23 protein-coding genes are annotated in these 26,161 nt (G+C 63.1%); 11 read left to right on the forward strand and 12 right to left on the reverse strand.

Features of this window, described 5'->3' with window-relative positions:
* Positions 1 to 96: 96 nt before the first annotated feature.
* A complete protein-coding gene (locus FEZ59_RS04925) occupies positions 97 to 651 on the reverse strand; it encodes a hypothetical protein (RefSeq protein ID WP_020968571.1) in 555 nt (184 codons plus the stop codon).
* Between the two features lie 96 nt (positions 652 to 747).
* Here FEZ59_RS04925 and FEZ59_RS04930 point away from each other — a divergent pair, with 96 nt between their 5' ends.
* The 3 genes from FEZ59_RS04930 to FEZ59_RS04940 all read left to right on the forward strand — a co-directional run bounded on the left by FEZ59_RS04930 (position 748) and on the right by FEZ59_RS04940 (position 5,120).
* Positions 748 to 2,565, forward strand: a complete 1,818-nt coding sequence (locus FEZ59_RS04930) for a penicillin-binding transpeptidase domain-containing protein (RefSeq protein WP_181447622.1) — start codon at positions 748 to 750, stop codon at positions 2,563 to 2,565.
* A 107-nt stretch (positions 2,566 to 2,672) separates the two neighbouring features.
* A complete protein-coding gene (locus tag FEZ59_RS04935) occupies positions 2,673 to 4,352 on the forward strand; it encodes an NTF2-like N-terminal transpeptidase domain-containing protein (protein ID WP_020968573.1) in 1,680 nt (559 codons plus the stop codon).
* A 30-nt stretch (positions 4,353 to 4,382) separates the two neighbouring features.
* A complete protein-coding gene (locus FEZ59_RS04940; RefSeq protein WP_003945554.1) occupies positions 4,383 to 5,120 on the forward strand; it encodes a sulfite exporter TauE/SafE family protein in 738 nt (245 codons plus the stop codon).
* A gap of 6 nt (positions 5,121 to 5,126) precedes the next feature.
* Here the strand turns inward: FEZ59_RS04940 and FEZ59_RS04945 are convergent, their stop codons facing one another.
* The 4 genes from FEZ59_RS04945 to FEZ59_RS04960 form a co-directional block, all read right to left on the reverse strand.
* On the reverse strand, positions 5,127 to 6,599 hold the full coding sequence (locus FEZ59_RS04945; RefSeq protein ID WP_019747095.1) for an oligopeptide:H+ symporter: 1,473 nt from the start codon (positions 6,597 to 6,599) through the stop codon (positions 5,127 to 5,129).
* A 57-nt stretch (positions 6,600 to 6,656) separates the two neighbouring features.
* Positions 6,657 to 7,034: a DUF3054 family protein gene (locus FEZ59_RS04950; RefSeq protein ID WP_172932313.1), complete on the reverse strand. Its 378-nt coding sequence runs from the start codon at positions 7,032 to 7,034 to the stop codon at positions 6,657 to 6,659.
* Between the two features lie 64 nt (positions 7,035 to 7,098).
* Positions 7,099 to 7,647, reverse strand: a complete 549-nt coding sequence (locus FEZ59_RS04955) for a YceI family protein (protein WP_019747097.1) — start codon at positions 7,645 to 7,647, stop codon at positions 7,099 to 7,101.
* Positions 7,648 to 7,725: 78 nt separating this feature from the next.
* Positions 7,726 to 9,462 carry a 2-isopropylmalate synthase gene (locus tag FEZ59_RS04960; protein WP_172932314.1) on the reverse strand — a complete coding sequence of 579 codons (1,737 nt, stop codon included), beginning with the start codon at positions 9,460 to 9,462 and terminating at the stop codon, positions 7,726 to 7,728.
* Between the two features lie 163 nt (positions 9,463 to 9,625).
* On the opposite strand from FEZ59_RS04960, the gene FEZ59_RS04965 reads away from it, so the two are divergent.
* Entirely contained in the window at positions 9,626 to 10,306 is a 681-nt protein-coding gene (locus FEZ59_RS04965; protein ID WP_007734477.1) for a FadR/GntR family transcriptional regulator, read from the forward strand.
* Here the strand turns inward: FEZ59_RS04965 and FEZ59_RS04970 are convergent.
* Positions 10,303 to 11,409: a TIGR00374 family protein gene (locus tag FEZ59_RS04970; protein ID WP_069147045.1), complete on the reverse strand. Its 1,107-nt coding sequence runs from the start codon at positions 11,407 to 11,409 to the stop codon at positions 10,303 to 10,305. The two genes, FEZ59_RS04965 and FEZ59_RS04970, sit on opposite strands and share 4 nt — an antisense overlap.
* Before the next feature lie 9 nt (positions 11,410 to 11,418).
* Positions 11,419 to 12,897: an adenylate/guanylate cyclase domain-containing protein gene (locus FEZ59_RS04975; protein ID WP_003945952.1), complete on the reverse strand. Its 1,479-nt coding sequence runs from the start codon at positions 12,895 to 12,897 to the stop codon at positions 11,419 to 11,421.
* A gap of 192 nt (positions 12,898 to 13,089) precedes the next feature.
* On the opposite strand from FEZ59_RS04975, the gene FEZ59_RS04980 reads away from it, so the two are divergent.
* The 4 genes from FEZ59_RS04980 to FEZ59_RS04995 are packed head-to-tail and all read left to right on the forward strand — an operon-like array spanning position 13,090 to position 16,882.
* Positions 13,090 to 14,268 carry an AI-2E family transporter gene (locus tag FEZ59_RS04980; protein WP_019747101.1) on the forward strand — a complete coding sequence of 393 codons (1,179 nt, stop codon included), beginning with the start codon at positions 13,090 to 13,092 and terminating at the stop codon, positions 14,266 to 14,268.
* Positions 14,261 to 15,484: a DUF5931 domain-containing protein gene (locus FEZ59_RS04985; RefSeq protein ID WP_020906401.1), complete on the forward strand. Its 1,224-nt coding sequence runs from the start codon at positions 14,261 to 14,263 to the stop codon at positions 15,482 to 15,484. Before FEZ59_RS04980 ends, FEZ59_RS04985 begins: the two co-directional genes overlap by 8 nt.
* 28 nt (positions 15,485 to 15,512) lie before the next feature.
* Positions 15,513 to 16,145, forward strand: a complete 633-nt coding sequence (locus tag FEZ59_RS04990) for a response regulator transcription factor (protein WP_047269712.1) — start codon at positions 15,513 to 15,515, stop codon at positions 16,143 to 16,145.
* Between the two features lie 17 nt (positions 16,146 to 16,162).
* A complete protein-coding gene (locus FEZ59_RS04995) occupies positions 16,163 to 16,882 on the forward strand; it encodes a DUF1707 domain-containing protein (protein ID WP_042950911.1) in 720 nt (239 codons plus the stop codon).
* Positions 16,883 to 16,886: 4 nt separating this feature from the next.
* On the opposite strand, the gene FEZ59_RS05000 is transcribed toward FEZ59_RS04995, so the two are convergent.
* A complete protein-coding gene (locus FEZ59_RS05000) occupies positions 16,887 to 17,339 on the reverse strand; it encodes a MaoC family dehydratase (protein WP_019747104.1) in 453 nt (150 codons plus the stop codon).
* Between the two features lie 35 nt (positions 17,340 to 17,374).
* Complete coding sequence (locus FEZ59_RS05005; protein ID WP_021333132.1) at positions 17,375 to 17,902, reverse strand: cupin domain-containing protein; 528 nt, start codon at positions 17,900 to 17,902, stop codon at positions 17,375 to 17,377.
* 150 nt (positions 17,903 to 18,052) lie between these two features.
* Here FEZ59_RS05005 and FEZ59_RS05010 point away from each other — a divergent pair, with 150 nt between their 5' ends.
* A complete protein-coding gene (locus tag FEZ59_RS05010) occupies positions 18,053 to 18,625 on the forward strand; it encodes a TetR/AcrR family transcriptional regulator (RefSeq protein ID WP_019747106.1) in 573 nt (190 codons plus the stop codon).
* A gap of 153 nt (positions 18,626 to 18,778) precedes the next feature.
* Positions 18,779 to 20,626, forward strand: coding sequence for a DUF2339 domain-containing protein (locus tag FEZ59_RS05015; protein ID WP_172932315.1), 1,848 nt, complete (start codon positions 18,779 to 18,781; stop codon positions 20,624 to 20,626).
* Here the strand turns inward: FEZ59_RS05015 and FEZ59_RS05020 are convergent.
* Genes FEZ59_RS05020 through trmB form a run of 3 tightly spaced genes read right to left on the reverse strand, consistent with a single transcriptional unit; the run spans position 20,601 to position 24,995 of the window.
* On the reverse strand, positions 20,601 to 23,522 hold the full coding sequence (locus tag FEZ59_RS05020) for an MMPL family transporter (protein WP_172932316.1): 2,922 nt from the start codon (positions 23,520 to 23,522) through the stop codon (positions 20,601 to 20,603). The genes FEZ59_RS05015 and FEZ59_RS05020 overlap by 26 nt on opposite strands.
* A 10-nt stretch (positions 23,523 to 23,532) precedes the next feature.
* Entirely contained in the window at positions 23,533 to 24,240 is a 708-nt protein-coding gene (locus FEZ59_RS05025) for an NYN domain-containing protein (RefSeq protein WP_003945733.1), read from the reverse strand.
* Complete coding sequence (gene trmB, locus FEZ59_RS05030; RefSeq protein WP_019747110.1) at positions 24,237 to 24,995, reverse strand: tRNA (guanosine(46)-N7)-methyltransferase TrmB; 759 nt, start codon at positions 24,993 to 24,995, stop codon at positions 24,237 to 24,239. Before trmB ends, FEZ59_RS05025 begins: the two co-directional genes overlap by 4 nt.
* 199 nt (positions 24,996 to 25,194) lie before the next feature.
* Here trmB and FEZ59_RS05035 point away from each other — a divergent pair, with 199 nt between their 5' ends.
* Positions 25,195 to 26,091 carry a GTPase domain-containing protein gene (locus FEZ59_RS05035; protein WP_172932317.1) on the forward strand — a complete coding sequence of 299 codons (897 nt, stop codon included), beginning with the start codon at positions 25,195 to 25,197 and terminating at the stop codon, positions 26,089 to 26,091.
* Positions 26,092 to 26,161: the final 70 nt, after the last annotated feature.

Below are 26,161 nucleotides of genomic sequence, written 5' to 3' on the forward strand. Positions count from 1 at the left end.
TCGTGTTCCAGGTTAGAACACTCGAGTGGTCCCCTGCAATCGAATTAATTTGTGCTGTCGGTCTCGTCAGTGTTCGGTGCTGAGATTTTCTGGTCCTCAGATTTTCGGGCCTTCGGACCGAAGATCGTCGACCTTCGACATTGCTTCGCGGAGTTCCGTGAGCCATTGTTCGCTGTGCTTGCCCGCCAGCCGGACTGTCCACATGAGAGCGTCCGCTCGCGAGCGAGCAACTCCCGCGTCCACCAAGGTGTCGAGAACCTTGCGTTCGGGCTGACGTAGTCGTGTCATCACCGGAACTGCGAGATGTGTGAACAGGACGGTCTTTTCGTCCAGGCGTACACCCCAGGCGACCTTGCGTCCGTAGCGAGCCTCGGCTTCGTCGGCGATGCGCATCCGGTCGGCGCGCGTGGTTTCACGAAAGCGCGAGATCCTTCCGTCCGCGGCGGCCTCGCCACCGTCGACTGACGGGAGTTCACCGATCACGACGATTTCTTCGCGGTCGACCTGGACGTCGGCGGTCCCGGTGAACCAGTCATCTGGAAGTCGACCGGCAAACCAGTCGGACGCATCACTCGCGTCGGGAACCGATGCTTGTTGCCAACCTCCGGGACGGCCGAACCTGCGGTCGCCGGAGCTTTGTGAGTTCTTCATGGCGTTCTCCTCGGAAAGCTGGTGGAGCATGACGTGCGTTTATTGCACTGATTACATGATTACACCGATAGTCGAACCGGCGCCACAAATTCGGGCATGATCGGAGTCGTGCGCCTTTCACACGCTCGTCAGAGCTTCCGAACTTTCCGTCGTCCCGTGGCTGCCGTGGCTCTGGGGGTATTGGCCGCAGGATCGGTAGTTGCCTGCAGTTCTGGCCCTGATCAGCCGAAATCAGTGGCAGAGGAGTTCGCCTCCGCGCTCACGTCGGATGACGTACAAGCGGCGGCAGCCCTGACCACCGATCCGGCGGCGGCCTCGACTGCGATTTCGGCTCTGATCGACGGGCTGGGCAAGGACGAGGGAACATTCACCGTCTCCGACGCCACCGAGTCCGGTGATTCTGCGGGGACGTTCACACTCGATGCGGCGTGGAAGTTCGGTGAAGGTCAGGACTGGAACTACTCGACGCAGGGAAGCGCGTCGAAAAGCGGGGACAACTGGCTGATCCAGTGGGACCCGGCGCTGCTGGCCCCGGACCTGACCTCCTCGACCACTCTGCGCTACACGCCCACGACCGGTGCGCCGCCGTCCGTGCTGGACGCGGCGGGTCAGCCGATCATGGAGCAACAGGTGGTGACGCTGGTCAATCTGGATTCCGCTGCGGTTCCTCCGGTGGACACGGCAGCCGTGGCCGCCCTGCTCTCGCCCGTCGCACCGACGATCACGGCGGCATCGCTCAGCGGCGACCTTGCGTCGGCGAACGGGAAGCCGGTCACCGCAATCACTTTGCGTGCCGAGGATCTTGCACCGATCGAAGAGCGGTTGGCGGCGATTCCCGGAGTGAGCTTGGCGCCGCAAGCGCGGTTGCTCTCGGTGGACAAAACTTTGGCGTCGCCGACGTTCAGTGGGCTGTCCGATCTGTGGCAGGAGGGGCAGGACAAATCCGCAGGCTGGGCGGTGCAGCAGGTGAAGCAGAACGGAACCGTCACCACCGTCGCCGGCCAAGACGGGCCGGTTGCTCCGAACATCGCGACCACCATCGACCGACCACTGCAGCTCGCCGCCGAGAACGCGCTCGCCGGGGTGACGCAACAGGCGGCGATCGTAGCGCTACAGCCGTCGACCGGAGCGGTGTTGGCGGTGGCCCAGAATGCCCCCGCCGACGCACAGGGCCCCATTGCGTTGACCGGCCTGTACCCGCCGGGGTCCACGTTCAAGACCGTGACGACCTCCGCGGCGCTGCAAGCCGGCGTCGCTACACCGGACACCGTTCTGGCGTGCCCGGGTACCGAGAACATCGAGGGCCGTCAGATCCCCAACGACGACGAGTTCGACCTCGGATCGGTTCCGCTGCACACCGCGTTCGCGAAGTCGTGCAACACCACCATGGCCAGGATGGCCGTCGGTCTGCCTGCCGATGCTCTACACAACGCGGCTCTGCAGTTCGGGCTTGGCGTCGACTACGTCACTCCGGGCCTCACGACGGTGACGGGCAACGTCCCCGATGCGAACACACCCGCCGAACGCGTCGAGTCCGCGATCGGACAGGGCACGGTGACCGCCACGCCTTTCGGGATGGCTCTCGTGGCGGCCTCGATCGCCAACGGGACGACACCCGCGCCGATGTTGGTCAAGGGACAGCCCGGCGTGGCAGATCAGACCGTGGCACCCGCGCCCACCGAGGTGACCGAACAGTTGCGGGTGATGATGCGCGAGACCGTCACAGGCGGTACGGCAACGTCGTTGCAGGACATTCCGGGGCTTCTGGGCAAGACCGGTACGGCCGAAACCGAAGGTGGTCCAGCACACGGGTGGTTTGTCGGAATCAAGGGAGATCTCGCATTTGCGGTGTTCATTGCCGGCGCGGACAGCTCTTCGCCTGCGGTGCAGGTAGCGGGCACTTTTCTGCGCTGAAACCTGTTTTCCGTTGCAGTTGGATCACGCCGTCGTAGCTCAACCGTGACACGTTCGTAGGCATCCCGTGCTTGTTACTCGTGTGACAGAAGTAAAGAGTTACATGCATGGGGCCCGGAGGACAGCACAACCGTCGTGGAAAATATGTCGTTGCTTCGATAACTGCTGTCGTTCTGACAGTGGCGCTCGCGTCATGTGTCATCGGTGGGGAGAAGAAAACCGACGCCGCTTCGGTGGTGGAAGACTTCGTCACCGCCCTCAACAACCACGACGCCGAAGCTGCTGCGGCGCTCACGTCGTACCCCAACGCAGCCCGGCCCTCGATCCAGCAGATGTTCGACGGACTGGCCGCCAAGTCCACCGACTTCGACGTCGCTCAGGTCATGGATCTGGGTAGCGACTCCGGACTCTTCACACTCGACGCGTCCTGGAACTTCGGCGAAGGCAAGGACTGGAGCTACCAGTCGCAGGGCGAGGTTCGCGATCTTTCCGTCGGTTGGCGGGTGTCCTGGGACCCGTCAGTCCTGGTTCCCGACCTCGGAAACGGGCGCACCGTCTCGTACACCCGCACCGACGCTGCGCCGCCGAAGGTCGTCGACAGCACGGGCACCCTGCTCATGAACGAGCAGACCATCAACGCGATCACTCTCGACCCGGCGACCATGCCGGACCCCGTCGACACCACTCGTCGCCTCGCCGCAGTTCTCGAACCCGTCGCACCGTTGGTGACCTCGGAGTCGATGCTGGCCGACCTCGCGGCCAACCCGGGCAAGCCCGTCACCGCCGTACTGCTCCGCGATCCCGACTACGCGTACCTGGAAAGCGATTTTGCAATCCCCGGCGTCGTCGTGGTCAAGACACCCAAGCTGATCGCCTCCGATCGTCGTATCAACTCGCCGCTCCTGGACCCGCTGCGGACCGTGTGGCAGGCCAATCGCGACGCCACCGCCGGTTGGGCGGTCAACCTGGTGGAGTCCAACGGATTCCCGATCAAACAAGCCGGCTTCCAAGGACCTCCCGGCCCCGACGTCGCCGCAACCCTCGACTCGCACGCTCAACTCGCTGCGATCGAAGCCGTCGTCAGTGCAGGTACTCCCGCCGCCATCGTCGCGATCCGCCCGTCGGACGGCGCCATTCTGGCTGCAGCACAGAACAATCAGGCCATCGAACAGGGCCCGATCGCATTCACCGGGTTGCGCCCGGCCGGCGGCGCCCTCGATCTGGTCCGCCTCGCATCGTCGATGCAGAACGGCGTCGACCCCGGATCTGTGTCACCCGAACAGTTGGCCGACACCGGGCAGCAACTCGGACTCGGCAACGGCTTCCACATTCAGGGACTCGATCAGCAGACGGCAGTACTTGCCGCAAACCGCCCCGGCGTGGACCAGGCGATGAACAACGTCATGGCCAACAAGACGTCCAACGACGCGGACGCGCCGACAGTGACTCCGTTCGGAATGGCGATGCTCGCGGCATCGATCGCCCGCGGCAGTGCCCCGCTGCCGATGATGGTCTTCGGACAACCGGCTACCGCCGACGTCACGCCGACGGCATTGCCCGGCGACGTCAACAATCGTCTGCGCGACGCCATGCGAGGGGCCGGCGGACTGGCCGGGTACCCGGACATGATGGCGGCCGGTGCAGCGAGCGGTGACGATCGTTGGTTCTACGGATCGCGCGGAGACTTCGCGTTTGCAGTGTTCGTCGCAGACGCCGACGGCGGCGATCGAGCAATGCAGATGACGGACAAGCTCTTCCAGGAACTCGGCAAGCCTGCCGACAAGTAGTACCAGGCACCGCGGGTAGATTCCTGGTTCGTGAACCTGCTCGATTTCCTTTTCCTCGTCGTAGCGGGATTCTTCAGCGGTCTAGTCGGTTTTGTCACCGGTCTCGCATCGATTGTTTCGTATCCGGCGCTGCTGAGCGTCGGGCTTTCGCCGGTCAGCGCGAACATGACCAATACCGTCGCGTTGGTGGCCGTCGGCGTCGGCGCATTGGCGAACTCGTCCCGTGAAGTTGCCGACACCGGTCCGAAACTTGTTCGCTGGTCTCTCTATTCGGCTGCCGGTGGCATCATCGGTGCCCTGATTCTGTGGCTGGCACCGGAAGGTTCGTTCGAATCCGTTGTGCCGGCGATGGTTGTGTTCGCCTCGCTCGCGCTGCTACTGCAACCGAAGATTCGTGAGTTGTCCGGCGGCGGTGACCGTCCCGGAATCTACTCGGCCGCACTGTTTGCCGTCGCGGTCTACGGCGGCTATTTCGGTGCCGGTGCCGGCGTCATCTTCCTGGCCGCGACGCTCATCCTCACTTCCGAAACGGTGTGGCGTGCAACGATCCTGAAGAGCTTCTTTCTCGGCATTGCCAATCTTGTGGCTGCACTCATCTTCGCCTTCTCCGGACAGGTGCATTGGGTGGCCGCGTTGGCGATGGCGCTCGGAGCGTTGGCCGGAGGTTGGTGTGGCCCGCCCGTAGTCAAGAAAATCCCGCCATCGGTACTGCGTGTGGCAGTAGCGATAGCGGGATTCGTGCTGGCTCTGTGGTTGTGGGTGAAGTGAGACCGCCTACTTCACGCCCTGCATCAGCTTCTTGATCCAGGGTGAGGCAAGAGCAAGAAGTACTCCGATTCCGATTGACGAGAAACCGATGATCAGGAAGAACGGACGACTGTCGTCGATGTCGAAGTAACCGGCCAAGGTTCCCGCCATCGAAGAACCCAATGCAACGGACAAGAAGAACAACGCCACCATCTGGGTGTGGAAATGCTCGGGCGCGAGTTTGGTTGCAAGGGAAAGGCCGACGGGGGACAGGAAGAGTTCCGCGAAGGTGAATAGCAGAAGCACTCCGGCAAGGCCGAGGAGCGGTGCACTGTTCGGTCCGCCACCGGTGATCGGGATGAATGCCAGGAACGCCAGACCCATCGTGCCGGTACCGAGCGCGAACTTGATCGGCGACGACGGCTGACGGTCACCGAGTTTTGTCCACATCGCTGCAAACACACCGGCAAAGATGATGATGAACACCGGATTGATCGACTGCACCCACGTCGGCGGGAAGTCCCAACCGAAGAGATTGCGGTCCAGGAGTTTGTCGGAGATCACCGGCACGGTGGTGAACTGCTGCTGAAACAGCGACCAGAAGGCCGCGCTCGCAATGAACATCGGGATGAACGCAAAGACTCGACTGCGTTCGACCTTGGTCACCTTCTTGCTGGTGAGCATGAGGAGGAAGTAACCGACCGACGCGACGATCGTGAGTCCGACAACGACGTCGGACATGTTGTCCGCGGTGATCAAACCGGTGATCGAGGCGACCGCGACGACGACGATCGCGGCAATGCCGATCCCGATGTAGAGCGCGCGCTTGTCTGCAGGCAACGGGTTGCCGGGCTCGGCTCCGATTCCGTGAAGATGCTTCCGACCCAGCGTGTACTGGATCAGGCCGAGAGCCATGCCGACGGCGGCGAGAGCAAAACCGGCGTGGAATCCCCAGGCGTCCTGGACGGCTCCGGTGAGCAGTGGACCGACAAGACCGCCGATGTTGATGCCCATGTAGAAGATGGAGAATCCGGCGTCGCGGCGATTGTCCTGTTCGGAATATAGGTCTCCGACCAGAGAGGTCGCATTGGCCTTCAAGCCGCCGCTGCCGAAGGCGACCATGACCAGGCCGACACCCACACCCCACATGCCAGGAAGAACCGACAAGGCGATGTGGCCGGCCATCACCAGCGAAGCGCTGTAGAAGAGCGTGCGCTCGGAGCCGAGAAGTCGGTCGGCCACCCACGCGCCGAGAATCGTCGACAGATAGACGGTGCCGCCGTATGCGCCGACGATGCTGGTCGCTGCCGCCTGACTGATTCCGAGGCCGCCGTCGCTGACGCTGTAGTACAGGTAGTAGATGAGGATGCCTTGCATCCCGTAGAAGGAGAATCTCTCCCACATCTCGACGCCGAACAGGTTCGCCAGCGCAAAGGGTTGGCCGAAGAACCCCCGGTCTTCTTTCTCGCTACGTTCGACGGGCTCCGTAGTGTTGCTCATTCGAAAAGTGTCCTACGTGCTCGGGCATTTCGGGTGGTTCCGAGCCGTGGAGTTTGGTTACGACTTGGCGCGGATTTTCACTACCAGCGGAGCGAGTGCGCGCCAACCGAGAAGGAACGCGCCGAGGACCAGCGTCGCGACGACGATGAAGCTGAACTGGGTGCCCTGGCCGCTCAACACTCGCAGGATCATGCCGATGACGACGGCGCCGAGCCAAACGACAATGCCGGTGGGAAGAAGGAGAACGGCATTGAACTTGTCGCGGTACAGCGCGAACGTGGCAGCCCATCCGATCACCAGGCCGGTCAGGAAGGGCCACGATGTCTTCGCCAGACCGGCGAGCGCATTGGCTTCTTCGTGGGTACGGCGCCCTATCGCGCAGAAGATTATGACAAGAATGGCGTCGATCAGCAGGAATGGTGCGTACTTCTTCACGCTCACACCATACGACTGTGCGCCTTTATTAACCGCGGGCGGTTAATAAAGGCGCACAGTGCTGTTAAGCCTGGAGGCCGGCTTCGATCTCGAGGGTGATCGTGATCTTGTCGCCGACAACTGCTCCGCCGCCTTCGAGGGGCATCTCGATGGAGATGTCGAAGTCCTTGCGGTTGATGACGGTGGTGGCTTCGAATCCGGCGACGGGGCCCTGGCCCATGCCCGGGTTGACGCCGTTGAACTCGAGGTTCAGCTCGACCTCGCGGGTGACGCCGTGGAGCGTGAAGTCGCCGGCGAGGACGAAGTCGCTGCCCTTGGAGCGCACTGCGGTGGACTTGAAGGTGGCCTTCGGGAACTTCTCGACGTCGAAGAAGTCAGCGGACTTGATGTGGCCGTCGCGCTGCTCGTTCTTGGTGTTGATGGAGTCCACGGAGATCTCGGCCTCGACGGCGGGGGTTCCGTCTTCGGCAACGGTGATCGTTCCCGAGAACTCGTCGAACGTTCCACGAACCTTGGAAACCATGAGGTGGCGAACCGAGAATCCGACAGTGGAGTGGACGGTGTCGATGACCCAGGTTCCGGCGGTCAATGTGGGCAAGGTTGCGGTGGTCATGGAAGCTCCTGAATAAGTAGTTGAATGTTCAAGTTCTTGTAGCTTCAACTATGGACCCCAGGAAATCCTTCCGCAAGATCATGTGAGCTGCATCACAGTGTTTGTGCTTGCGGCATAGACGGCGTGAAGCGCCGACGCTGTCACTGACTGATGCACAGCAATGCCCCAGCGCCCTTCGCCGTTCACGACGCATTCTGCGATGGTGACTGCCGAATTCGCACTACCGGAAGACTCCGGGTTGCGGGGCAGTGAATGCTGGGTGAGCGAGACGACCTCGACGGCCGAGCCCTGTTCCGTGAGGATCTTGCTCAATGCCTCGACCGGCCCGGACGCACTCGCGGCGGCGGTGACCTCGCGTCCGTCGCGATCAATGGCGACGAACAACTGATCACCGTCGGCGGTGTGTTCCAGTGAGTACCGACGCACTCCTCCGTTGTACCCGTACTCGCGCAGTAGCAGTTTCCACAGCTGGTCGGCAGTCATTTCGGTGCCCGAGTCGTCGGTCTCGAGCTGCACCCGCGAGGCGAAGTCGATTTGCAGGCGCCGGGGGAGTTCGACCCCGTACTCGGTCTGCAACAGATAAGCGATTCCGCCTTTGCCCGACTGGCTGTTCACACGAATCACCGCCTGGTAATCGCGGCCGACGTCGGCGGGGTCGATCGGCAGATAGGGGACTGCCCACGGCGCCGATCCCGGATCGACGCCGGCAGCCTCCGCACTCTCGTAGTGATGGGCGAAGCCCTTCTTGATCGCATCCTGGTGGGTTCCGGAAAATGCCGTGTACACGAGATCGCCGCCGTACGGGTGGCGCTCGTGGACGGGAATTCGGTTGCAGTACTCCACCGTTCGACGGATCTTGTCGATGTCGGAGAAGTCGATTTCCGGATCGACGCCCTGTGCATGCAGATTCAGCCCCAGCGTGACCAGGTCGACGTTGCCCGTGCGCTCGCCGTTGCCGAACAGGCATCCCTCGACGCGCTGCGCGCCGGCCAGTACTGCCAGTTCGGCACATGCAACCCCGGTGCCGCGGTCGTTGTGCGGGTGGACCGAGAGAATCACCGAATCGCGTCGGGCCAGGTTCTGGTGCATGTATTCGATCTGGTCGGCATAGATGTTGGGGGTGGCGATTTCGACTGTGGCAGGCAGGTTGTGGATGACCGGGCGGTCGGGACTGGCGTCCCAGAGTTCGGTGAGGCTGTTGCAGACCTGCAGGATGTAATCGGGTTCGGTGAGGTTGAAGACCTCGGGGGAGAACTCGAATCGCCACCCGTCGTGGCCTTCGCCGCCACGGGCCACGTCCTGCGCCGCGCGGAAAATCATGTCGTGCAACTCTTCTCGCTCTTTGCCGAGAACCACGTTTCGCCACGTCGGCGCAGTCGCGGTGTACATGTGGACGACCGCGTTCGGCAGTCCCTCGATCGACTGGTACGTCCGTTCGATCAAATCCGTACGCGCGGCGGTGAATACGACGATGGTGACGTCGTCGGGAACGAGATCGAACCGCACCAGGTCGCGAACGAAATCGAAATCGGTCTGACTCGCAGAGGGATAGCCGACCTCGATTTCCTTGTAGCCGATCGCCACCATCAGTTCGAACATTCGGCGCTTGCGTTCCGGGTCCATCGGTTCTGCGAGGGCTTGATTACCGTCACGCAGATCGACGGGCACCCACAGGGGCGCCGCGGTGGTGCGATTGGACGGCCACGTTCGGTCGAAGGTCGGAATGTCGACGCGATCCCACGCGGCGCGATAGCGCTCGGACGGCATGGGTGACGGCTTCTGGTTGTTCCAGCGGTTGGCGCGGGTAGTACTCATCTTCGGTTTCTCCTGCGGTCGAGTCGAGAGACCGGCATGGCGAAACCCCGCGGAGGGGTGCCGGTCTGTCAGGCCCCGCCGCGGCAGTCGAGAAGGAGTGCTCCTGTAGCCATGCGGGCTACACTAGAACGAAATCACTTATCAGACAACCTGAGGAGTTCACGTGTCACCGATCGTCGAGCGTCGGCTGCTCACCGACCAGGCTGCGGAGTTGCTGCGAGCGCGGATCGTGAGCGGTGAATGGGAAGTCGGCGCCAAACTTCCAGGTGAAACCACTTTGGCTGCGCAGTTGGGTATCGGTCGGTCCACCATCAGGGAAGCGGTGCGGACCCTCGCGGGCCTCGGCATGCTCGAATCGAGACAGGGTGCCGGCGTCTTCCTACGGAGTACGACGCCTCCGGATCAGTGGCCGCGCGTGCTCGAAGCCGAGGCGATTCTTCATGTCGTCGAGGTGCGAAATGCGGTCGAGATCGAAGCGGCTCGCCTCGCAGCGCAGCGCCGCGATGCCGTTGACGTCGCGGCTCTGCGGCAGGCGCTCGACGGTAGAACTGCTGCCGCGCACTCTGGGGACGCAGCGTTTGTCGACGCCGATATCGCCGTCCACCGGGCAGTGGTGGATGCGGCACACAATCCCGTGCTGTCGGAACTCTTCGAGACTTTTGTGCCGCGTCTGCGGGCCGCGTTGATCGAGTTGATCGCGGTTCTGGACCTGCATCCACACAGTCAGCCGGATGCGGACGAGCATCGAATGTTGGTGGACGCCATCGAAGCCGGCGACGCGGAGGCAGCGGTACGGATCAGCCGGGCACACCTCGACGACATGGCGGCAGCGTTGCGACGCTAGACGCCGGGTTGTTCGCGGCGTTCGAACTCGAGGTCCATCTCGAGGTCTTCGTGGTGGGTTGCACGGAACGTGATCAAGAAGACGATCCAACCGGCGACAGCGACCATGATGAAGCTGACCAACCGATATACAAGCCATGCCGCAATCGCCTGCGGTCCACTGGCACCGGCGATCGTCAGCGCGGTGATCAGTGCGGTGTCCACGTAGCCCAGCCCGCCGGGAAGCAGCGGAATGCTGCCGACTGCTTTGGCGGCGGTAAAGGCAATCAGGAGCCCCGCGAAGGAGGGTTCCGCGCCCACCGCCCAGCATGCGAAACCCAAACAAGCGACATCGGCGACACGATGGATGGCCGACCACCCGAATGCGATGACCGAGTCGGTGCGGCTGAGCTCGACCGAATCCAGTTGCTTGAGGATTTCGGACCAACGGTGCATACCGCGTCCGGTCGGGTTATTGCGAGAACGGTTGTACAGCGCCAGAACTCGGTGTCCGATGCGCTCGATGCTGCCGGGATTCTGGGCTATGTATCGCAACGCCAGAAACAGTGCTGCCATGCCCACGATCGAAATTGTGAGCGTCACCGGGCTGACCTTGGTGCCGAACGCCGCTGCGCCGGTAGCGCCGAGTAGTGCCAGCGTCGCGGCGGCGATGACACCGCACATTGCCAACTGCCAGGACGCGACAACCGGCGTCGCCCCCCACTTTCGAGTCTGTTTGTACGTGAATGCAGTGGAGAAGACCTGGCCGGCAGGCAACGTCAGCGCCATTGCCGTACTGGCATAGATGACCGAGAGGTTCTTGAGGTGACCGGCAACTACACCAGCGGCGTTGAGCAGACGTTGTTGAACGGACGCGTAACCGCTGAGTGAAATGAGTTGGGCCGCGACGCACGCGGCCACCCAACCCCAATGGATTTCGGTCAGGACCCGCCAGGCCTCACTTAGCCTGGGCCAGAGATATGCGCCTTCGGCTATCAGGAGGGCGATGAGCGCTATCCCGAGCACCCACTTCAGCCACCAGTAGCGCCCTCTGGCCCGACTGGTCTCGGCCACGGGCGAGCGTGGTCGTCTCAGTCGCCGTGGGGTGTTTCCAGGCTGAGCCATCGACTCACCCTAACCAATTTGATCCGGATCGACCTCTGGATACTTTTCGGGCCACGCCAGATGCGTCAGTCGTCGGCGCCCACGCAGTTGGACTTGCTCGCCGAGTTCCCACTCGGCCTGTTCCTCTTCGTCGGCGAAATACAGCGCGCTCGTCGACGCCAGCACTCGGCTGGGCCGAAGTTTCGCGAGCTCGGTGAGCCGTGATGCTTCGTTGACCGGATCGCCGATCACGGTGTACTCGAAACGTTCGGCAGCACCGATGTTGCCGGCGACCGCGAGTCCCGCGCTCACGCCGATACCGACGTCCAAGCCTGTGATGTCGTTGAGCTTGAACCGCAGCTCGCGAGCCGCCGCGAGGGCTGCCGTCGGAGCGTCGGGTCGATCGAGTGGTGCACCGAAGATGGCGAGCGCCGCATCACCCATGAACTTGTTGACAAAACCGTGGTGGCGATCGATGACGTCGACGACCACACGGAAGAACTCGTTGAGCAGCTCGACCACTTCGCCCGGCGGGCGCTCGGCCGCGGCACCGGTTGACCCGACCATGTCGACGAACAGAACTGCCACGAATCGAGTTTCGCCGCCCAGTTCGGTACCGAACTTCAGCGCGCGCCGGGCCACGTCCTCGCCGACGTGCTGACCGAACAGCTCACGCAGCAGGCGCCGCTCGTCGGACTCTTTCATCATGCGGTTGAATCCGACCTGTAGCCGGCCGATCTCACTGCCGTCGAACACCTCGACGCGTACGTCGGTGGCGCCGCGCTGCACTCGCTCGATGGCGCGTCGCAGTTGTCGGATCGGATCGGAGATCTGAGTAGCCGTCAGCATCGACAGTGCAAAGGCCTGCACGATCGCCATGATCGAGATGAGCAGGATCGCCCACGCGAGTGAGTCGGGGGAGAACTCGAGATCGGTCGTGAGCTGCGTCGAGCACAGCAAGATGATGCCTGCGACGGGCATCAGCGTGCCGAGTCCCCAGGTCATAGCCAGCCGGGTTCCGACGCCCGGCGCCATGGTCCGATCGAATTCGCCCTCGCTCAACGCCTGGGCGGCGACCGGACGCAAGATGCGCTCGCCGAGCATGTAGGTGAACCCGAAGGTCGTGGTCGCGGCCATGCAGACCGTCACGATCACGGCGATCGCGAGTCCGGGCATCTCGGTGATGGTCAGGAACACGAAGATGATGCCGCCCAGAATCCACAGCACCAGGTGAACGATGGCCTGGCGAAGCGGCGCGTGAAGTGCCGCCATCTGCTCGGACCTCGTCGGTGGACCACCGCGCAGCCGCCAACGAATGACCGACTTCAACATCATGGCCGCCGCGGTGAGGCTGACGGCACCCGCGAATGCCAGGTAAACGCCGAAGATCGCGAAGTTGCGGACACGGTCGGCAACTATCGCGTCGGACTCCTGGATCGGAACGCCGTACCGCACGAAAGCGAAGACCAGTACCGCGCCGATCAGATTGGCCGCGAGCATGGAGAGCATATAGAGGGGCCACCGGCTGCGGATGGTCACCGCTATTGCTCTGTATGAGGCCCGCACAGGGTTCAATTTAGCTGGCAGAGCTCGAAGTGTTGGTACGCGCGTCCGATTATTGGTCCGCTCACCTGTGTCGGCCGGTCCGGTTAGGCTCGCGAGGTGAACGCAAACAGGGGGCGTGCGGAGCGAGCTTCGAGGATGAACAAACCCATCTCCGCCGACGCTCGGGCGGTGCATCCGGGCGTGCGTATCGCGGCAGAATGGTCGTGGCGCCTCATCGTGATCTTTGCCGGGCTACTGGTTCTCGGATACGTGGTTCTGCGCCTCGAGACCGTGCTCATCCCGGTGGGGCTGGCTCTACTGGCATCGGCTCTGTTGATTCCGGTTGTCGATCGGCTACAGGTGTGGGGAGTTCCTCGCTCGGCAGCTGTGATCGTCGTTCTGCTTGCCTCGATCGGACTGGTCGCGGGAATCATGACGTTTGTCGTCGAGCAGTTCATCGACGGGTTGCCCCAGCTCACCGACCAGTTCACGGCCAGCGTCACGCAGATTCAGAACTGGCTCACCAGCGGACCGCTGCACTTCAGCGAGGATCAGATCCGCCAGGCTGGTGATTCGGTCGTCAAGTCGGTGCAATCCAATCGTGAGTCCCTGACCAGCGGCGCCTTGACCACGGCGACAGTCATCGGCGAGATCTTCACCGGGGCATTGCTGACGCTGTTCACTCTCATCTTCTTCCTCTACGGCGGCGACCAGATCTGGCAGTTCGTCACCCGGATCGTTCCCACCGACGCGCGTCGTCGGGTGCGGATCGCCGGTTCTGCAGGTTTTGGGTCGCTGATCGGTTACGTGCGCGCCACGGTCGCGGTTGCCGCCGCCGACGCGATCGGTATCGGTGCCGGCCTGGCGATCCTCGGGGTGCCGCTCGCCCTGCCGCTGGCGTCGTTGGTGTTCATCGGCGCGTTCATCCCGATCGTCGGTGCATTTCTGACCGGTTTTCTCGCGGTGCTTGTCGCTCTGGTCACGAAGGGTTTCCTGACGGCACTGATCGTCCTCGGCATCATCATCGGCGTCATGCAGCTCGAAGCGCACGTGATGCAACCGCTGTTGTTGGGTCGCGCTGTTCGCCTGCATCCGCTGGCAGTCGTTCTCGCCATTACAACGGGCATCGTCCTCGCCGGAATCGTCGGCGGGCTCTTGGCTGTTCCGATCGTCGCGGTCCTGAATACCGCCATTCGTTCCCTCCTCGCCGACGACCCGGATATCGCGTACGCCGAACTGCACGTCGAAGATCCGGAGACCCCACTGTTCCCCGCCGAACCCGACGAGCCGCGCGCCGAGCCTCGCATCGTGAACCCCACTCCTCCCGATGACTGAGCCCACCCGCCGTCGTCGGCTGCACTATCAGCCGACCGTTCGCGAGGCGTCGGGCGTCGACACCGACCCTGATGCCCCGCTGTGGCGGGCGGCGCAGGCATTTCGCCTCGTCACGCTGGTGTACGCGATCAGCTACCAGTTCGCTTCGGCCTCCGACTACACCAACTCCCGGCTCAGCTGGTTCTTCGTCGCTCTGATGGCCGTGTGGACCGGGGTGTCGGCGCTGTTGCTCGGAACTTCCGGTGCTCTGTTCGGTAAGACGCTGCCGAGGTACCAGGTGGTGATCGCCGATCAGGTGGTCGTCATCTTGCTGATGGCGTCGACGAGGCTGGTCTCCGACCACGAGTGGTATCAGAATCACCAGACGCTCCCCACCACGCTGTGGGCCACCAACGCGGTCATCTCCGCGGCAATTCTCGGCGGGCCGTGGCTCGGTATGGCGTCCGGAGTTGTCATCTCGGCGGCCAGCGCGATCATCCGCGACCAGGTCAACCTGGACCTCTGGCGCGATGCGACGGCTCCCGTGCTCGTATCGGTCGGCCTGGCGTTGGGCTTGGCCACCACCACCGCTCGGCGCTCGCATCGACAACTCGAGCAGGCCGTACGTCTGGCGGCGGCTACCGAAGAGCGCGAACGTTTGGCACGCGAAGTGCACGACGGCGTTCTGCAGGTGCTGGCGATGGTGCGCCGGCGAGGAGCCGCACTCGGCGGCGAGGCAGCTGAGCTGGCCGCGCTGGCCGGCGAGCAGGAGGTCGCGTTGAGAATGCTGATTTCCGAGCAGGTTTCGGGTGCCGCGGCAGATGTCGGCGGACAGACAGTGGATCTGTGTCCGCTGCTGACCACGCAGGCAAGCACGTCGGTGTCGGTGTCGACGCCCGCGCACCCGGTCGTGATCGAGCGCGATCGAGCCATCGAACTGGCAGCCATCGTCGACAATGCCCTGTCCAATGTCGGGCTGCACGCCGGTCCTGCGGCGAAGGCGTACGTATTGCTCGAAGATCTGCCGGACGAGGTGATCGTCAGTGTCCGCGACGACGGCGTCGGAATCCCCGAAGGTCGCTTGGCGCAGGCCGAGGCCGAAGGCCGCATGGGAGTATCGAAGTCCATTCTCGGTCGAGTACAGGTGCTCGGCGGAACTGCAGTCCTGCAAACCGGGCCGGGGGAGGGCACCGAATGGGAGATCAACGTTCCGAAGGGGAAGAGTGAGCGTGGCTGACGAAAAGGGCGAGAATCCGGTGACGGTGATGGTCGTCGACGATCACCCGATGTGGCGCGACGGTGTCTCCCGGGACCTCGAAGCCGCCGGCTTCACCGTGAGCGCCACGGCGGAGGGCGTCGAGAGTGCGCGCCGCCGAGCCGCCGCCGTGCAACCGGCCGTGGTTCTGATGGACATGAACCTGCCGGACGGAAACGGTGCCGACGCCACCACCGCAGTGCTCGAGGTTTCGCCGAAGAGCAAGGTACTGGTGCTTTCGGCCTCCGCCGAGCGTGACGACGTCCTCGACGCGGTCAAAGCCGGAGCGTCGGGTTACCTGGTCAAGAGTGCTTCGGTGGCGGAACTACTCGAGGCCGTGCGAGCGACTTTCGACGGACAAGCTGTCTTCACACCCGGCCTCGCCGGATTGGTGCTCGGCGAGTACCGCCGGATGTCGACGGCACCGGCCGACGATCGCGCACCCGAGCTGCCTCGGCTCACCGACCGTGAGACCGAAGTGCTCCGTCTTGTCGCCAAGGGGCTGAGCGCAAAACAGATCGCCACGAGGCTCTCGCTCAGCCACCGGACCGTCGAAAACCATGTGCAGGCAACGCTTCGGAAGCTTCAGTTGGCCAATCGCGTCGAGCTCACGCGATACGCAATAGAACAAGGTCTCGAATAACGTTTATCCTGGAAATCATGGAGGCCAGGAATTTACGCGTATCCGATGCCGAACGAGAGCACGTCGGCGAGCTGCTGCAGAAAGCTGTCGGTCAAGGGATGCTCTCGCTCGGTGAGTTCACCGAGCGCATGGACACTGCCTTGGCTGCAAAGACGCGAGGTGAGCTCAACTCGGTTCTCGCCGATCTTCCGGGCATCACGCTGATCTCCGACTACGACCCACCCGCGTATCCCAATGCAGGTCAGCCGATGTACCAAGGCCAGCCGTATCCTGCGCCGACGTACCAACCCCAACCGCCGCCGGTTCACCCGAGCCTGCCTTACCGCGCACCCGTCGGGGCTCCGGTAGTCGGTAACTACGGAACGGCAAATGCTGCCGTAATCCGTGGACGAATGGCGACGGTGACGCGAAACGGCGCATGGATCGTTCCTCCCTCTGTCGTGGTCGATACCAGAATGTCCAGTGTGACTATCGATTTCACGCGCGCTGTGATGCAGACGCAGGTCGTGAACATCTCGATCGACGACTACGCCAGTTCGATTTCACTGATCGTTCCCGAAGAGGCGACGGTGGACATGAACGGTGTCGAAGCAGTCGGAGGAAGCGCGTCGAACAAGGTTCGTTCCGGCCCGCAGATGGGCCCGCTGCATCTGGTGGTGCACGGCAAGGTGCGATTCGGCAGTGTCACCGCGAAGCATCCCTTCGGTACCACGATCCGAAAGATGTTCGGCTCCTGACCTTTCAGTGATACGCGCGGGTCAACATCTCGGCGACGCACACGGGTTTGTCACCGTGTTCTCGTTCGAATGTCTGCGTCACCGTGATCTGGACGCCGCCATTGATCGGTTCGACTTTGCTCAACGTTGCACGCATGCGGACGCGAGAGCCAACCGGAAGCGGAGCAGGCAACCTGACCTTGTCGAATCCGCAGTTGAGAGCAAACGCAAAACCCTCGAGCGAGAACATCGCATACGAGAACATGGGTCCGAGTGAGAGCGTGTAGTTGCCGTGCGCGATCGTTCCACCGAACGGTGACTCCTTCGCGCGATCCACATCGACGTGAATCCACTGATCGTCGCCGGTGACCCGGGCGAACTCGTCGATGGACTCCTGCGTGACATCGTGCCAGTCGCTGACGCCCAACTCTTGGTTCAGGTTGGCGCTGAGGTCTTCTGCTCCGGTGAGTACAAGCATGAATCTTCCTTTGATCGGTAGGTGCTGGCAGTCGGTCAGTGACTTTCGATGCCGAATCCCACACCGTGCGTCTGTGCGATCTCGGCGGTGGCAACGAGATCGAATTCGATCCCGAAATCTGCTTCTACCCGCGCTGCAACCGATTCCGCGGCGGAACCTGCTTCGGCCAGTAGTTTCGGCATCAGTTCGAACAGGTCTTCCATCCCTCCGGGCGTGATGATTTCGAGAATCCGTGCTGGAGCGTCGTCGGGATTCCACACGGCGTGCCACTGGCCACGCGGTTTGAAGATCATGGCGCCAGTCTCCGCGTAGACGACCTCGTCTCCGACCATCGCTGCGACGCGGCCACTTTGAACCACCGTGTACTCGTCTTCGCGGCTGTGGCGATGGACCGGTGAGGTCATCGAATGCGGAGCGATGCGGTGTTGTACAAGAGAGAATCCTCCCTCGGTTTGTTTGCTTCGAACCATCATCCGGACGCCGGTGGAAGCGAGAGTCCCGGCAAGATCTACGTCCGGCCCGAGGACGGTCGTCGTGGTGTGGTTTGCGGAATTCGGTGACATCGATTTGGTCCTTTGCCGTCGTGAGCGTCGTTGGCTGCGCTCCGGTTTCGATTCTCGAATCATGTACCAATCGGTCTAGTGATGCAAGGTTTTGGCTATTTATGCACTTCAAGTGTTGTCGATATGTGTACTGATCGGTATGTTGAACTTATGTCTACGAGGGATTTGTTGGTCGATGCCGCTGCCGACTTGTTGCAGCGGAAGGGGTACGCGGGAACGGGTGTGTCGGAAGTGCTCTCGGCGAGCGCGACCACCAAGGGGTCCTTGTACTTTCACTTTCCCGGTGGCAAGGAAGAACTCGCAGGCGAGGCTCTGAGGCGACGCGGTGAGGCAATGGCCGATTTCATCCGGCATCTCCTGGAGAGCTCACCCGATGCCGCCACCGCGATCTCGGCATTTGCTGCCGCACTGGCTGCGCGTTTGTCGGATTCGGACTACGAACGTGGATGCGCCCTGGCTACGGCAACACTGGATGCCGCAACCGAATCCGAGGTCATCCGTGGTGCTTGTGCGGACGGGTACAACTCGTGGCTGGGGCTGCTGGCTCAGCGCCTCGAAGCCGACGGTTGGTCCCGCGAAGACGCAGAGTCCGAGGCAATTCTCGCTTTGTCCGCACTCGAGGGCGCGCTTGTCCTCGCTCGGGCGCGTCAGGATCCCGCTCCGCTTCACACTTCGGGTCGGTTGCTCTCCGAACGATTGCGGAATGCAGCGCCTCGGCGATAGTTCCCTGTCGGTCGATGATGCAGTCGGTCGATGATGCAGTCGGTCGATGGTGCCGTCAGTCGAAGGTGTCCTCAGTTGAATACGAGAACTCCCCAGGCTGATCGAGTAGTACTACTCATCTGATCGGCTCGGCCACGCAGCAAGCTCGTAGCCATGACCACACCGAGCTCTCCCGCCGTCGATCCGCGACTGGTGACCGCCCTCTCGGCCGAGTGCGACAGCATCGGCCGGCAGTTGCGCCACATGGGCCAGAACCTGTCGATCCTGCAGACTCAGCTGGCCTCGGCTACTGTGCCCCCGCCCATGCCGGTAGTTCCTGCACCCGCAGCTCCGGCGCCACAGATGCCGCCAATGCGTCCTCAGCAGAACGTGCCCACCTGGCAGCCGCCGACGTATCCGGTTGCCGCACCTCGCCAGCCCTGGTGGCAACGCGACGGTGTCATCAGTCGACTCCTGGCCGCCGCCGGTGTAGCCGTCACACTGATCGGCGTCGTGATGCTGCTGGTACTTGCAGCGCAGGCCGGATTCTTCGGGCCGCCGCTCCGGGTGCTCGGTGGCGCACTCCTTTCCGGCGCCTTGGTGTTTGCCGGAGTGCGGGTCCACGGACGACCAGGCGGCAAAGTGGGGGCAATTGCTCTGGCTGCCACCGGTTTTGCGGGAATGTACCTCGACGTCGTCGCTGCCTCGGTTCTCTACGGTTGGGTGACGACGCCGCTCGCGGTGGTTATTGCCTTCGGGATTGCCGCGGCCGGCGTTGCTTTGGGGGTGAAATGGGATTCCGAATCACTGGCGCTCATGATCGTTCTGGGCGCAGCGGTGCTGGCTCCCGTGTTGACGTCGGGAATATCGTTGACTCTCATCGGTTTCCTCTTCGCGATCCAGTCGGCGACGTTCTCCGCCCAACTCGGTCGTGACTGGAAGTACCTGGGCATGGCGCGCACAGTACCGGTGGTTCTCGCGCTGCTCGTAGCGATAGCGTCGGAGTCCATCTTCAGCGAATCCGGTAACAGTGCAGTGCAATTGGTGATCAGTGCCGGCGTGGTTGCAATAGTGGGCGCGGGCTGCGCGATGGCTATGCAGTGGACGGGTTCGCCCTCGCGCGGCGGAGTTGCAGGGGCGTGGTCCACCGCTACCTTTGTTGTCTCGTCCCTTCCGCTGATGAGCGTCGGGGCCGTGCTCGGGCGCACCGAATCCGCAGTGCTGTACGGAATTGCTGCGCTACTACTACTTTCCGCTGCAGCGGCAGCCAAGCCTTTGCCGACGCAACTGCGATTCGGACTGGGCGCAACCGGCGCTCTCGCATTGTTGCTGTGCTGCTTGTCCGGGGCGACGGAATCTCTGGTCGTACCGCTGGTCCTCACCGTCGGCATGATCTTCCTCGGAGTCTCGCTGTATGCAGGTTCGCGCTTCGTCTTCGCCCTCGGAACCGCCTTTGCGGCAATCGGATCGATCGGATACCTCACGACGGTTCCGCCGGAAGCGTTGACGACTGCCCGTGCCGCATCCATGCAACTCGGTGCGATCACGGCACTCTCGAGCCTGACGGCGATAGGTGCACTGGTGATGCTGGTGTGGGCGATTCACCGACTGAAGTTGATCGCCGATTCGAATGCAGCGGTTCTATGGGCGGCCGCAGGGTTTGGTGTCCTCTACGCGGTGACGTGTGCGCTCGTCTCATCCGGCGTCGAAATCTTCGACAGTGCAACCGGATTTGTTGCCGGGCACAGCGTTGCAACCATCGTCTGGATGCTTGCCGCCACGTCAGCGCTGGTGCTCGGCCTGAACAACCGTCAGCACGCTCGCGTTTTGCTCGGAGCTGGTCTTGCTCTCACCAGCGCGGCAGTGGCCAAGCTGTTCCTCTTCGACCTGGCCACGCTCAGTGGGCTGGTGCGCAGCGCTGCCTTCCTGGTGGTCGGCTTGCTGCTCCTGCTGGTCGGGACTCGTTATGCACGAGCCTTCGCCAAGCAGGAGCAGGTCAGCTCCGCTTCTGGCGAGCGATGAGCTCGCTGACACTGATGGCGCCTGCGTCGTCAGGTCGGTGCCTGCCGGTGGCGTTGTCGTCGCCGTCAGAGGCATCCGAGACTCGGGGCTCGGTGGGACGACGCTCCGGAGCGATCGGTGGAGGCGGCGACTGGGGGGTCGCCTCCACCGAGGTCGGGGCCGAGCCGTTTGTTGCAGAACCGTTTGTTGCAGCGCCATTTGTTGCAGAACCGTTGGTAGCACCGTTTGCAGAGCCATTCCGGCTCGAGCCGTTGGTACCTGAACCGCTGCTTGCCGAACCGTTAGTACGCGAAGGCGTCCGGACCACCGGCAGCGGCCGTGAGGCCGGGGGAGTCTGTTCCCGAGCCCGCAGGTCCGACAACCAACTCTCGATGGGACGCTCGGCCGGCGCAGTGGGCGTCGGGTTTCTCCGCTTGTCGGTGGTGTTCGGTTGCGGTCGGTACGAAGGATTGGGGACCGGTGCCTCGATCAAGTTCTGGGGCGCGCTGGCTGCACTCCCGATATCGAGACGACGTCGCGGTGCCGGCTTCTCCGCGGCAGGTGTATCCGTGTTCGGTGCCTTGATCGTCATTTCGCTGAGCGGAATGGGCTCGGTGAGAGGATCGGGAACACGAGGTCCGCTTTCCGGCTGTGCAGCCGGGGCAGGCGGCGGCATGACCCGCGAGGCCGCTTCGATCTTGCGCGGCTGACCCGGTCCGGCGATCGCACCGACGGGCGCGATCTGCGGGACGTTTGCGAGCACAAGTTCGTTGTCGAGGATCGGCTCACCCAGCCCGATCTTCTGCTGGATCCGCTTCATCCAGGCCGGGGCCCACCAGCAGTCGTCGCCGAGCAGTTTCATGGTCGCGGGGACCAGGAACATTCGGATCAGCGTGGCGTCGATGATCAGCGCGGAGATCATGCCGTACGAGATGTACTTCATCATCACCAGATCGGACAGGCCGAATGCACCGGTGACCACGATCAGAATCAGTGCGGCAGCGGTGATGATCCGGCCGGTATGTGCCGTGCCGATTCGGATGGATTCGGTAGTACTCGCGCCCTGCGCTCGCGCTTCGACCATGCGGGAGAGCAGGAACACTTCGTAGTCGGTCGACAGGCCGTAGACGATCGCGATGATCAACACCAGGACGGGAGACATGATCGGTCCCGGCGTGAAGTTCAAGAGGCCGGAACCGTGCCCGTCGATGAAGATCCAGGTCAAAATTCCGAGCGTCGAACCCAGGCCGAGCGCGCTCATCAACGCAGCCTTGATGGGCAGGACGAGCGAACCGAACGTCAAGAACATCAGCAGCGTCGTCAACAGGATGACCGATACGACCATCAGCGGCAGACGGTCGAGCAACGCATCGACGCTGTCCTGCTCGATGGCCGGAGTGCCGCCGACGAGCACAGTTGTGCCCTCGGGCCAATCCGCGGATCGCAGATAGTCGATGGTGGGACGTGCCTCGTTGCGCTCGGTCAGACCGGCTTTGAGGACGTTGACCCCGTCCTTGGTCGCGACCTCCGGGGTGAACTTCTCGACCAGACCCGGCGCAGCGTTTGCGGTCTTGGAAATCTGACCGAGAGTGGTGTTGTCCGCTCCCTCGATGACGAGTCGAACGGGCTCGGTGCGATTGCCCGGGAAGAGTTCGTCGAACTGCGCCTGCGCGACACGCGTGGGGCTGTCCGGGGGCAGGTACGTCTCGTTGATACCGCCGAACTTGATGCCCGTCAGCGGAATGATCATCAGCAGTAGAGCCGCGACGATCGGGACCGCGACCTTGAGCGGATGCTGCATGACCCAGCGGGTGAGCTTGCCCCAGAAACCGTTCTCGATTTCCTCGTTGGTCTTGGTCTGGCGCAGCTTCTTGAAGGTCAGCGCGTCGATCCGTTTGCCGAGAATGCCGAGAATCGCGGGAAGAATCGTGATGGACGAGATCGCGGCAAGCATGACGGCAGCAATGGCGCCGTAGGCCACCGATTTGAGGAAGCCCTGCGGGAACAACAGCAGACCGCCGAGGCTGACGGCAACCATGGTCGCCGAGAACATGACCGTTCTACCCGCCGTCATGACCGTTCGGCGTACTGCGGTCGGGGTGTCGTACCCCTCGGCTATCTCTTCTCGGAAACGGCTGACGATGAACAGTCCGTAGTCGATCGCGAGACCCAGGCCGACCAGAGAGACCACGGGCGCAACAAACGCGTTGACCTCGGTGAAGTTGGTGATCAGTCGAATGATGCCGTTGGCGCCGATGACGGTCAGACCGCCGACGATCAACGGGAGGGCCGCAGCGACGACGCCACCGAAGACGAAGAACAGCAGGACACCGACGGCGGGAATTGCGAGCATTTCCATGCGCTTGATGTCGTTGGCCATCGTGTCGTTGAGCGAATTCGCGACAGGTTGCAGGCCGGCGAGTTGCACGTCGACGCCGTCGATGTAGAACTGCGACTCGACGTCGCGGAAGTTGTTGGACACCGCGGTGTCGTTGTCGCCGGCGATCGCGATGCTGGTGACCGCGTGTTGCTTGGTCTTGTCCGCCAGGGCCGCCACCGAGAGACCGTTGTCGACCTTGAAGTACGAGCCGTTGATCTTCATGATCTGGTCGGGGTTGTCGGCGACGAGCCGCTGCAGATTGTCGATGACCTTCGCTTGGAACTCGGGGTCGTCGACGGTCTTGCCCTCCGGCGCCGTGTACAGCGCCAGAACGTCACCCGTCGTGCTGCGTCCGAACGTGCCGTCAGCGAGTTTTGCAGCCTCTACCGATTCCGACCCCGGATCGTCCCAGCCGCTCTGGCTTAGATGATCCTGCAGGCTCAGGCCGTACGCAGCGAGCCCGAGGAGCCCCGCCACCATGACAGCGATGACGGTGAAGCGGGCTCGATAGACGATGCTTCCCCAGCTGGCGAACACTGATCAACTCCTACTCGGCAACACTTTTTCGCCCGATGAGCAGGGCAGAAAGCGGTCGGAACGGCTGCAACCAGGCGCCCTCGTCGGGCAGGGTGTCCAGGCTTACCCGTGGCAGAGGCTCACGGAAGACACCTGGGATGTCCTCGAGATCGACGAAGTCCAAGATATCGGACGACACAGCCCAGCTGGCGTGTTCACGGAACCCGAGAACCTGGACCGGGATACCGGTTGCTGCGATGTCCTCGAGAGGTTCGCGGAACGCTTGGCCGTCGGCGGACGCGACCATGATTCCGGCGAGGCCCTCGCCGTACCGGAGCGCGATGTGCTCGAGCATGTCCGAATCGACATCGCTGTCTTCATCGACCTTCGGCTTGGCGAACACCGCGAAACCCACGTTACGCAAGGCTTCGACCCAAGGACGAACAACGTCGGCGCTGCCGGACGCGATGTTGGTGAAGACGGTCGCTTCAGGCTCGAGCGTGCCGCTGTTCTGTGCGGACAGTTCGGCGGTGCGAGAGAGCAGCCAACGACCCAAAGCGTCGAATCGTGGCCGGTAGGCGGCGGTAGGCCGGCCACCGAGGATGGCGCCGAGGCCCATGTCGAGGTTGGGGGCGTCCCAGACCAGAAGCACCCGCTTGGGGTGGCGGGAGTCACGACCGAAGTCGAGAGGAGATTCCGACGACGTCACGTCGTCGGATAGCTGTTCGCTGACGCTCATGCTCTGATCTTCCCCCATATAAGCTCGGTGATTGCACTACCGACCTTATGGGCTTTGTCCTCGAACTTGGTGACCGGACGCTCGTGGGTCATCGGAGACTCCCAGTCGAGTGCGGTCAGCAGTGGCTCGGCATTGCCGGCTTCTTCGATCCATTCGGCGTACTCGGCGTGATCGGTTGCCACGTGCAGGACTCCGCCGGGCTTGAGGCGGTTGGCGATCAGCGCGAACGTCGGCCCCTGCAGGAGGCGACGCTTGTGATGGCGGGCCTTGGGCCACGGATCCGGGAAGAACACCCGGACGCCCGTGAGCGATTCGGGGGCGACCATGTTCTCGAGTACGTCCATCGCGTCACCGCGCAGTACGCGGACGTTGGGAATCTCTTCGCGCTCGACCTGCTGGAGAAGCTGCGCGAGCCCCGGGCGGTACACCTCGATGGCGATCAGGTTCACGTGCGGTTCCGCCTTGGCCATAGCGGCCGTCGCGGTGCCGGTACCCGAACCGATCTCGATGATCAGGGGTGCCTCGCGTCCGAACCAGGCGTTCGCGTCGAGCGGTGTGTCCGAGACGTCGGCGCCGATGAGCGGCCACTGACGGTCCCAAGCCTGCTGCTGCGCGTCGGTCAGCGCACCCCGGCGAGAGCGAAAGCTGGTCACTCTCGGATGGAGACGGGACCCCTTGGCGTGGTCCGTCTGCCCCGTGTCAGGGGTCTGCGGTGCATGCTGATCGGCTTCGTTCACGAACCCATTGTCACGCATGACCCCCGTTTAGCGCAGACGGGTCTGAAGTTTGAGTTGAGACTTTCTGCGGAAAGTCCTGAAACAGCCGACTTCGGACAGTCAGCGAAAGAGTGGTGTCACCTGCCGTCCTTGCCGAGAACCTGACAGAATCTCACCGACACGATGGGGACGTGGGGTGGGGATGAACACAGGATTTGCATGCAGTAATTGGTCACGAATGTTGCCCGCAGAATCGATCGACGACGCCTGCGCGGAGCCGATCGACCACTTGCGCGCTCTGGCATATCGGCTGACGTCGATCGATTCGGGAGCCGCAGAGGCGGTTCACTCGGTGCTCGGATCGCTGAGCGCGCCGCTCGAATTGGTGGTCGCCGGGCGAGCCGGGGTGGGGCGGTCGTCGTTGGCGCGGATCCTGGGGCGCGACGACCGGTTCTCGCGCAGAGTCGTCGGCGCACCGGTTGTGGTGACCGAGTCGCGCGCGTTCGACGTCCCTGGAACGTCGAACCCCGATCTGGGTCGTCGTTGCGTTGTCTACGTGGTGGTCGACGCGGTCCGCGACGTCGACCGCCGAGCCATTGCCCGAGTTTCCGATCGTGTGGTCGTCGCTGCGAACAAGGCTGACTTGTTCGGTCCGCGCTGGGACGAGGCGCTGGGACGGGCCGCGGAAATCTCCGAGAACGTCGGCGTGCCCACGGTTCCGGTGGAGACACTGACCGGGCGCGGCGTCGAAGAATTGTTCGAGGCTCTCGGACCTGTTCTGGAGGCGCAGTGGTGGGGCCGGGTCGAGCAGATCGGCCCGGCGCTGAGGCGGTCTGCCTCGCGCAGCGCTGCGGGCAGGGACGAGATCGAGTTGTATCTGAGTTCGGACTCCGCGGTGCTGTTCGGCGCCGCGGCGGCGATGATGAGCCCCGAAATTCGAGCCCTGCGTCAAGGCGAGCCTCCCGATCCTCGTACCGCCGACGACGCGGGCACATGCAGCCGGTGGTGGGGCGAGCTCGTGGACGAGTCGGAACAGGCTCCGCAACAAAGGGTCTCACTGATTCGCCGCGGGTATGTGCGTCGGTGGGCGCAGCTCGGGGGCGATCGCTCCGCTCCGGCGGTGACCGATGGATAGCGTTTCGTTACTTCCGGATTCGGTGCTGCGCGTGGTGCAGCGATGGAATCCGGCATCCGATCCGGGTCGC

This window comes from Rhodococcus sp. MS13 (assembly GCF_013277835.1).
Classification (GTDB): Bacteria; Actinomycetota; Actinomycetes; order Mycobacteriales; family Mycobacteriaceae; genus Rhodococcus_F; species Rhodococcus_F erythropolis.

What these genes read in the sequence shown, in the direction of transcription:
- FEZ59_RS04990 (WP_047269712.1), top strand. Translation starts at nt 15,513, where the DNA reads ATGGTCGTCGACGATCACCCGATGTGGCGCGACGGTGTCTCCCGGGAC.
- FEZ59_RS05010 (WP_019747106.1), top strand. Translation starts at nt 18,053, where the DNA reads ATGTCTACGAGGGATTTGTTGGTCGATGCCGCTGCCGACTTGTTGCAG.
- FEZ59_RS04970 (WP_069147045.1), bottom strand. Translation starts at nt 11,409, where the DNA reads ATGGCTCAGCCTGGAAACACCCCACGGCGACTGAGACGACCACGCTCG.
- FEZ59_RS04925 (WP_020968571.1), bottom strand. Translation starts at nt 651, where the DNA reads ATGAAGAACTCACAAAGCTCCGGCGACCGCAGGTTCGGCCGTCCCGGA.
- FEZ59_RS05035 (WP_172932317.1), top strand. Translation starts at nt 25,195, where the DNA reads ATGTTGCCCGCAGAATCGATCGACGACGCCTGCGCGGAGCCGATCGAC.
- FEZ59_RS05005 (WP_021333132.1), bottom strand. Translation starts at nt 17,902, where the DNA reads ATGTCACCGAATTCCGCAAACCACACCACGACGACCGTCCTCGGGCCG.
- FEZ59_RS04985 (WP_020906401.1), top strand. Translation starts at nt 14,261, where the DNA reads ATGACTGAGCCCACCCGCCGTCGTCGGCTGCACTATCAGCCGACCGTT.
- FEZ59_RS05000 (WP_019747104.1), bottom strand. Translation starts at nt 17,339, where the DNA reads ATGCTTGTACTCACCGGAGCAGAAGACCTCAGCGCCAACCTGAACCAA.
- FEZ59_RS05015 (WP_172932315.1), top strand. Translation starts at nt 18,779, where the DNA reads ATGACCACACCGAGCTCTCCCGCCGTCGATCCGCGACTGGTGACCGCC.
- FEZ59_RS04945 (WP_019747095.1), bottom strand. Translation starts at nt 6,599, where the DNA reads ATGAGCAACACTACGGAGCCCGTCGAACGTAGCGAGAAAGAAGACCGG.
- FEZ59_RS04960 (WP_172932314.1), bottom strand. Translation starts at nt 9,462, where the DNA reads ATGAGTACTACCCGCGCCAACCGCTGGAACAACCAGAAGCCGTCACCC.
- FEZ59_RS04995 (WP_042950911.1), top strand. Translation starts at nt 16,163, where the DNA reads ATGGAGGCCAGGAATTTACGCGTATCCGATGCCGAACGAGAGCACGTC.
- FEZ59_RS04975 (WP_003945952.1), bottom strand. Translation starts at nt 12,897, where the DNA reads ATGCTCTCCATGCTCGCGGCCAATCTGATCGGCGCGGTACTGGTCTTC.
- FEZ59_RS04935 (WP_020968573.1), top strand. Translation starts at nt 2,673, where the DNA reads ATGGGGCCCGGAGGACAGCACAACCGTCGTGGAAAATATGTCGTTGCT.
- FEZ59_RS04980 (WP_019747101.1), top strand. Translation starts at nt 13,090, where the DNA reads ATGAACAAACCCATCTCCGCCGACGCTCGGGCGGTGCATCCGGGCGTG.
- FEZ59_RS04930 (WP_181447622.1), top strand. Translation starts at nt 748, where the DNA reads ATGATCGGAGTCGTGCGCCTTTCACACGCTCGTCAGAGCTTCCGAACT.
- FEZ59_RS04955 (WP_019747097.1), bottom strand. Translation starts at nt 7,647, where the DNA reads ATGACCACCGCAACCTTGCCCACATTGACCGCCGGAACCTGGGTCATC.
- trmB (WP_019747110.1), bottom strand. Translation starts at nt 24,995, where the DNA reads ATGCGTGACAATGGGTTCGTGAACGAAGCCGATCAGCATGCACCGCAG.
- FEZ59_RS05025 (WP_003945733.1), bottom strand. Translation starts at nt 24,240, where the DNA reads ATGAGCGTCAGCGAACAGCTATCCGACGACGTGACGTCGTCGGAATCT.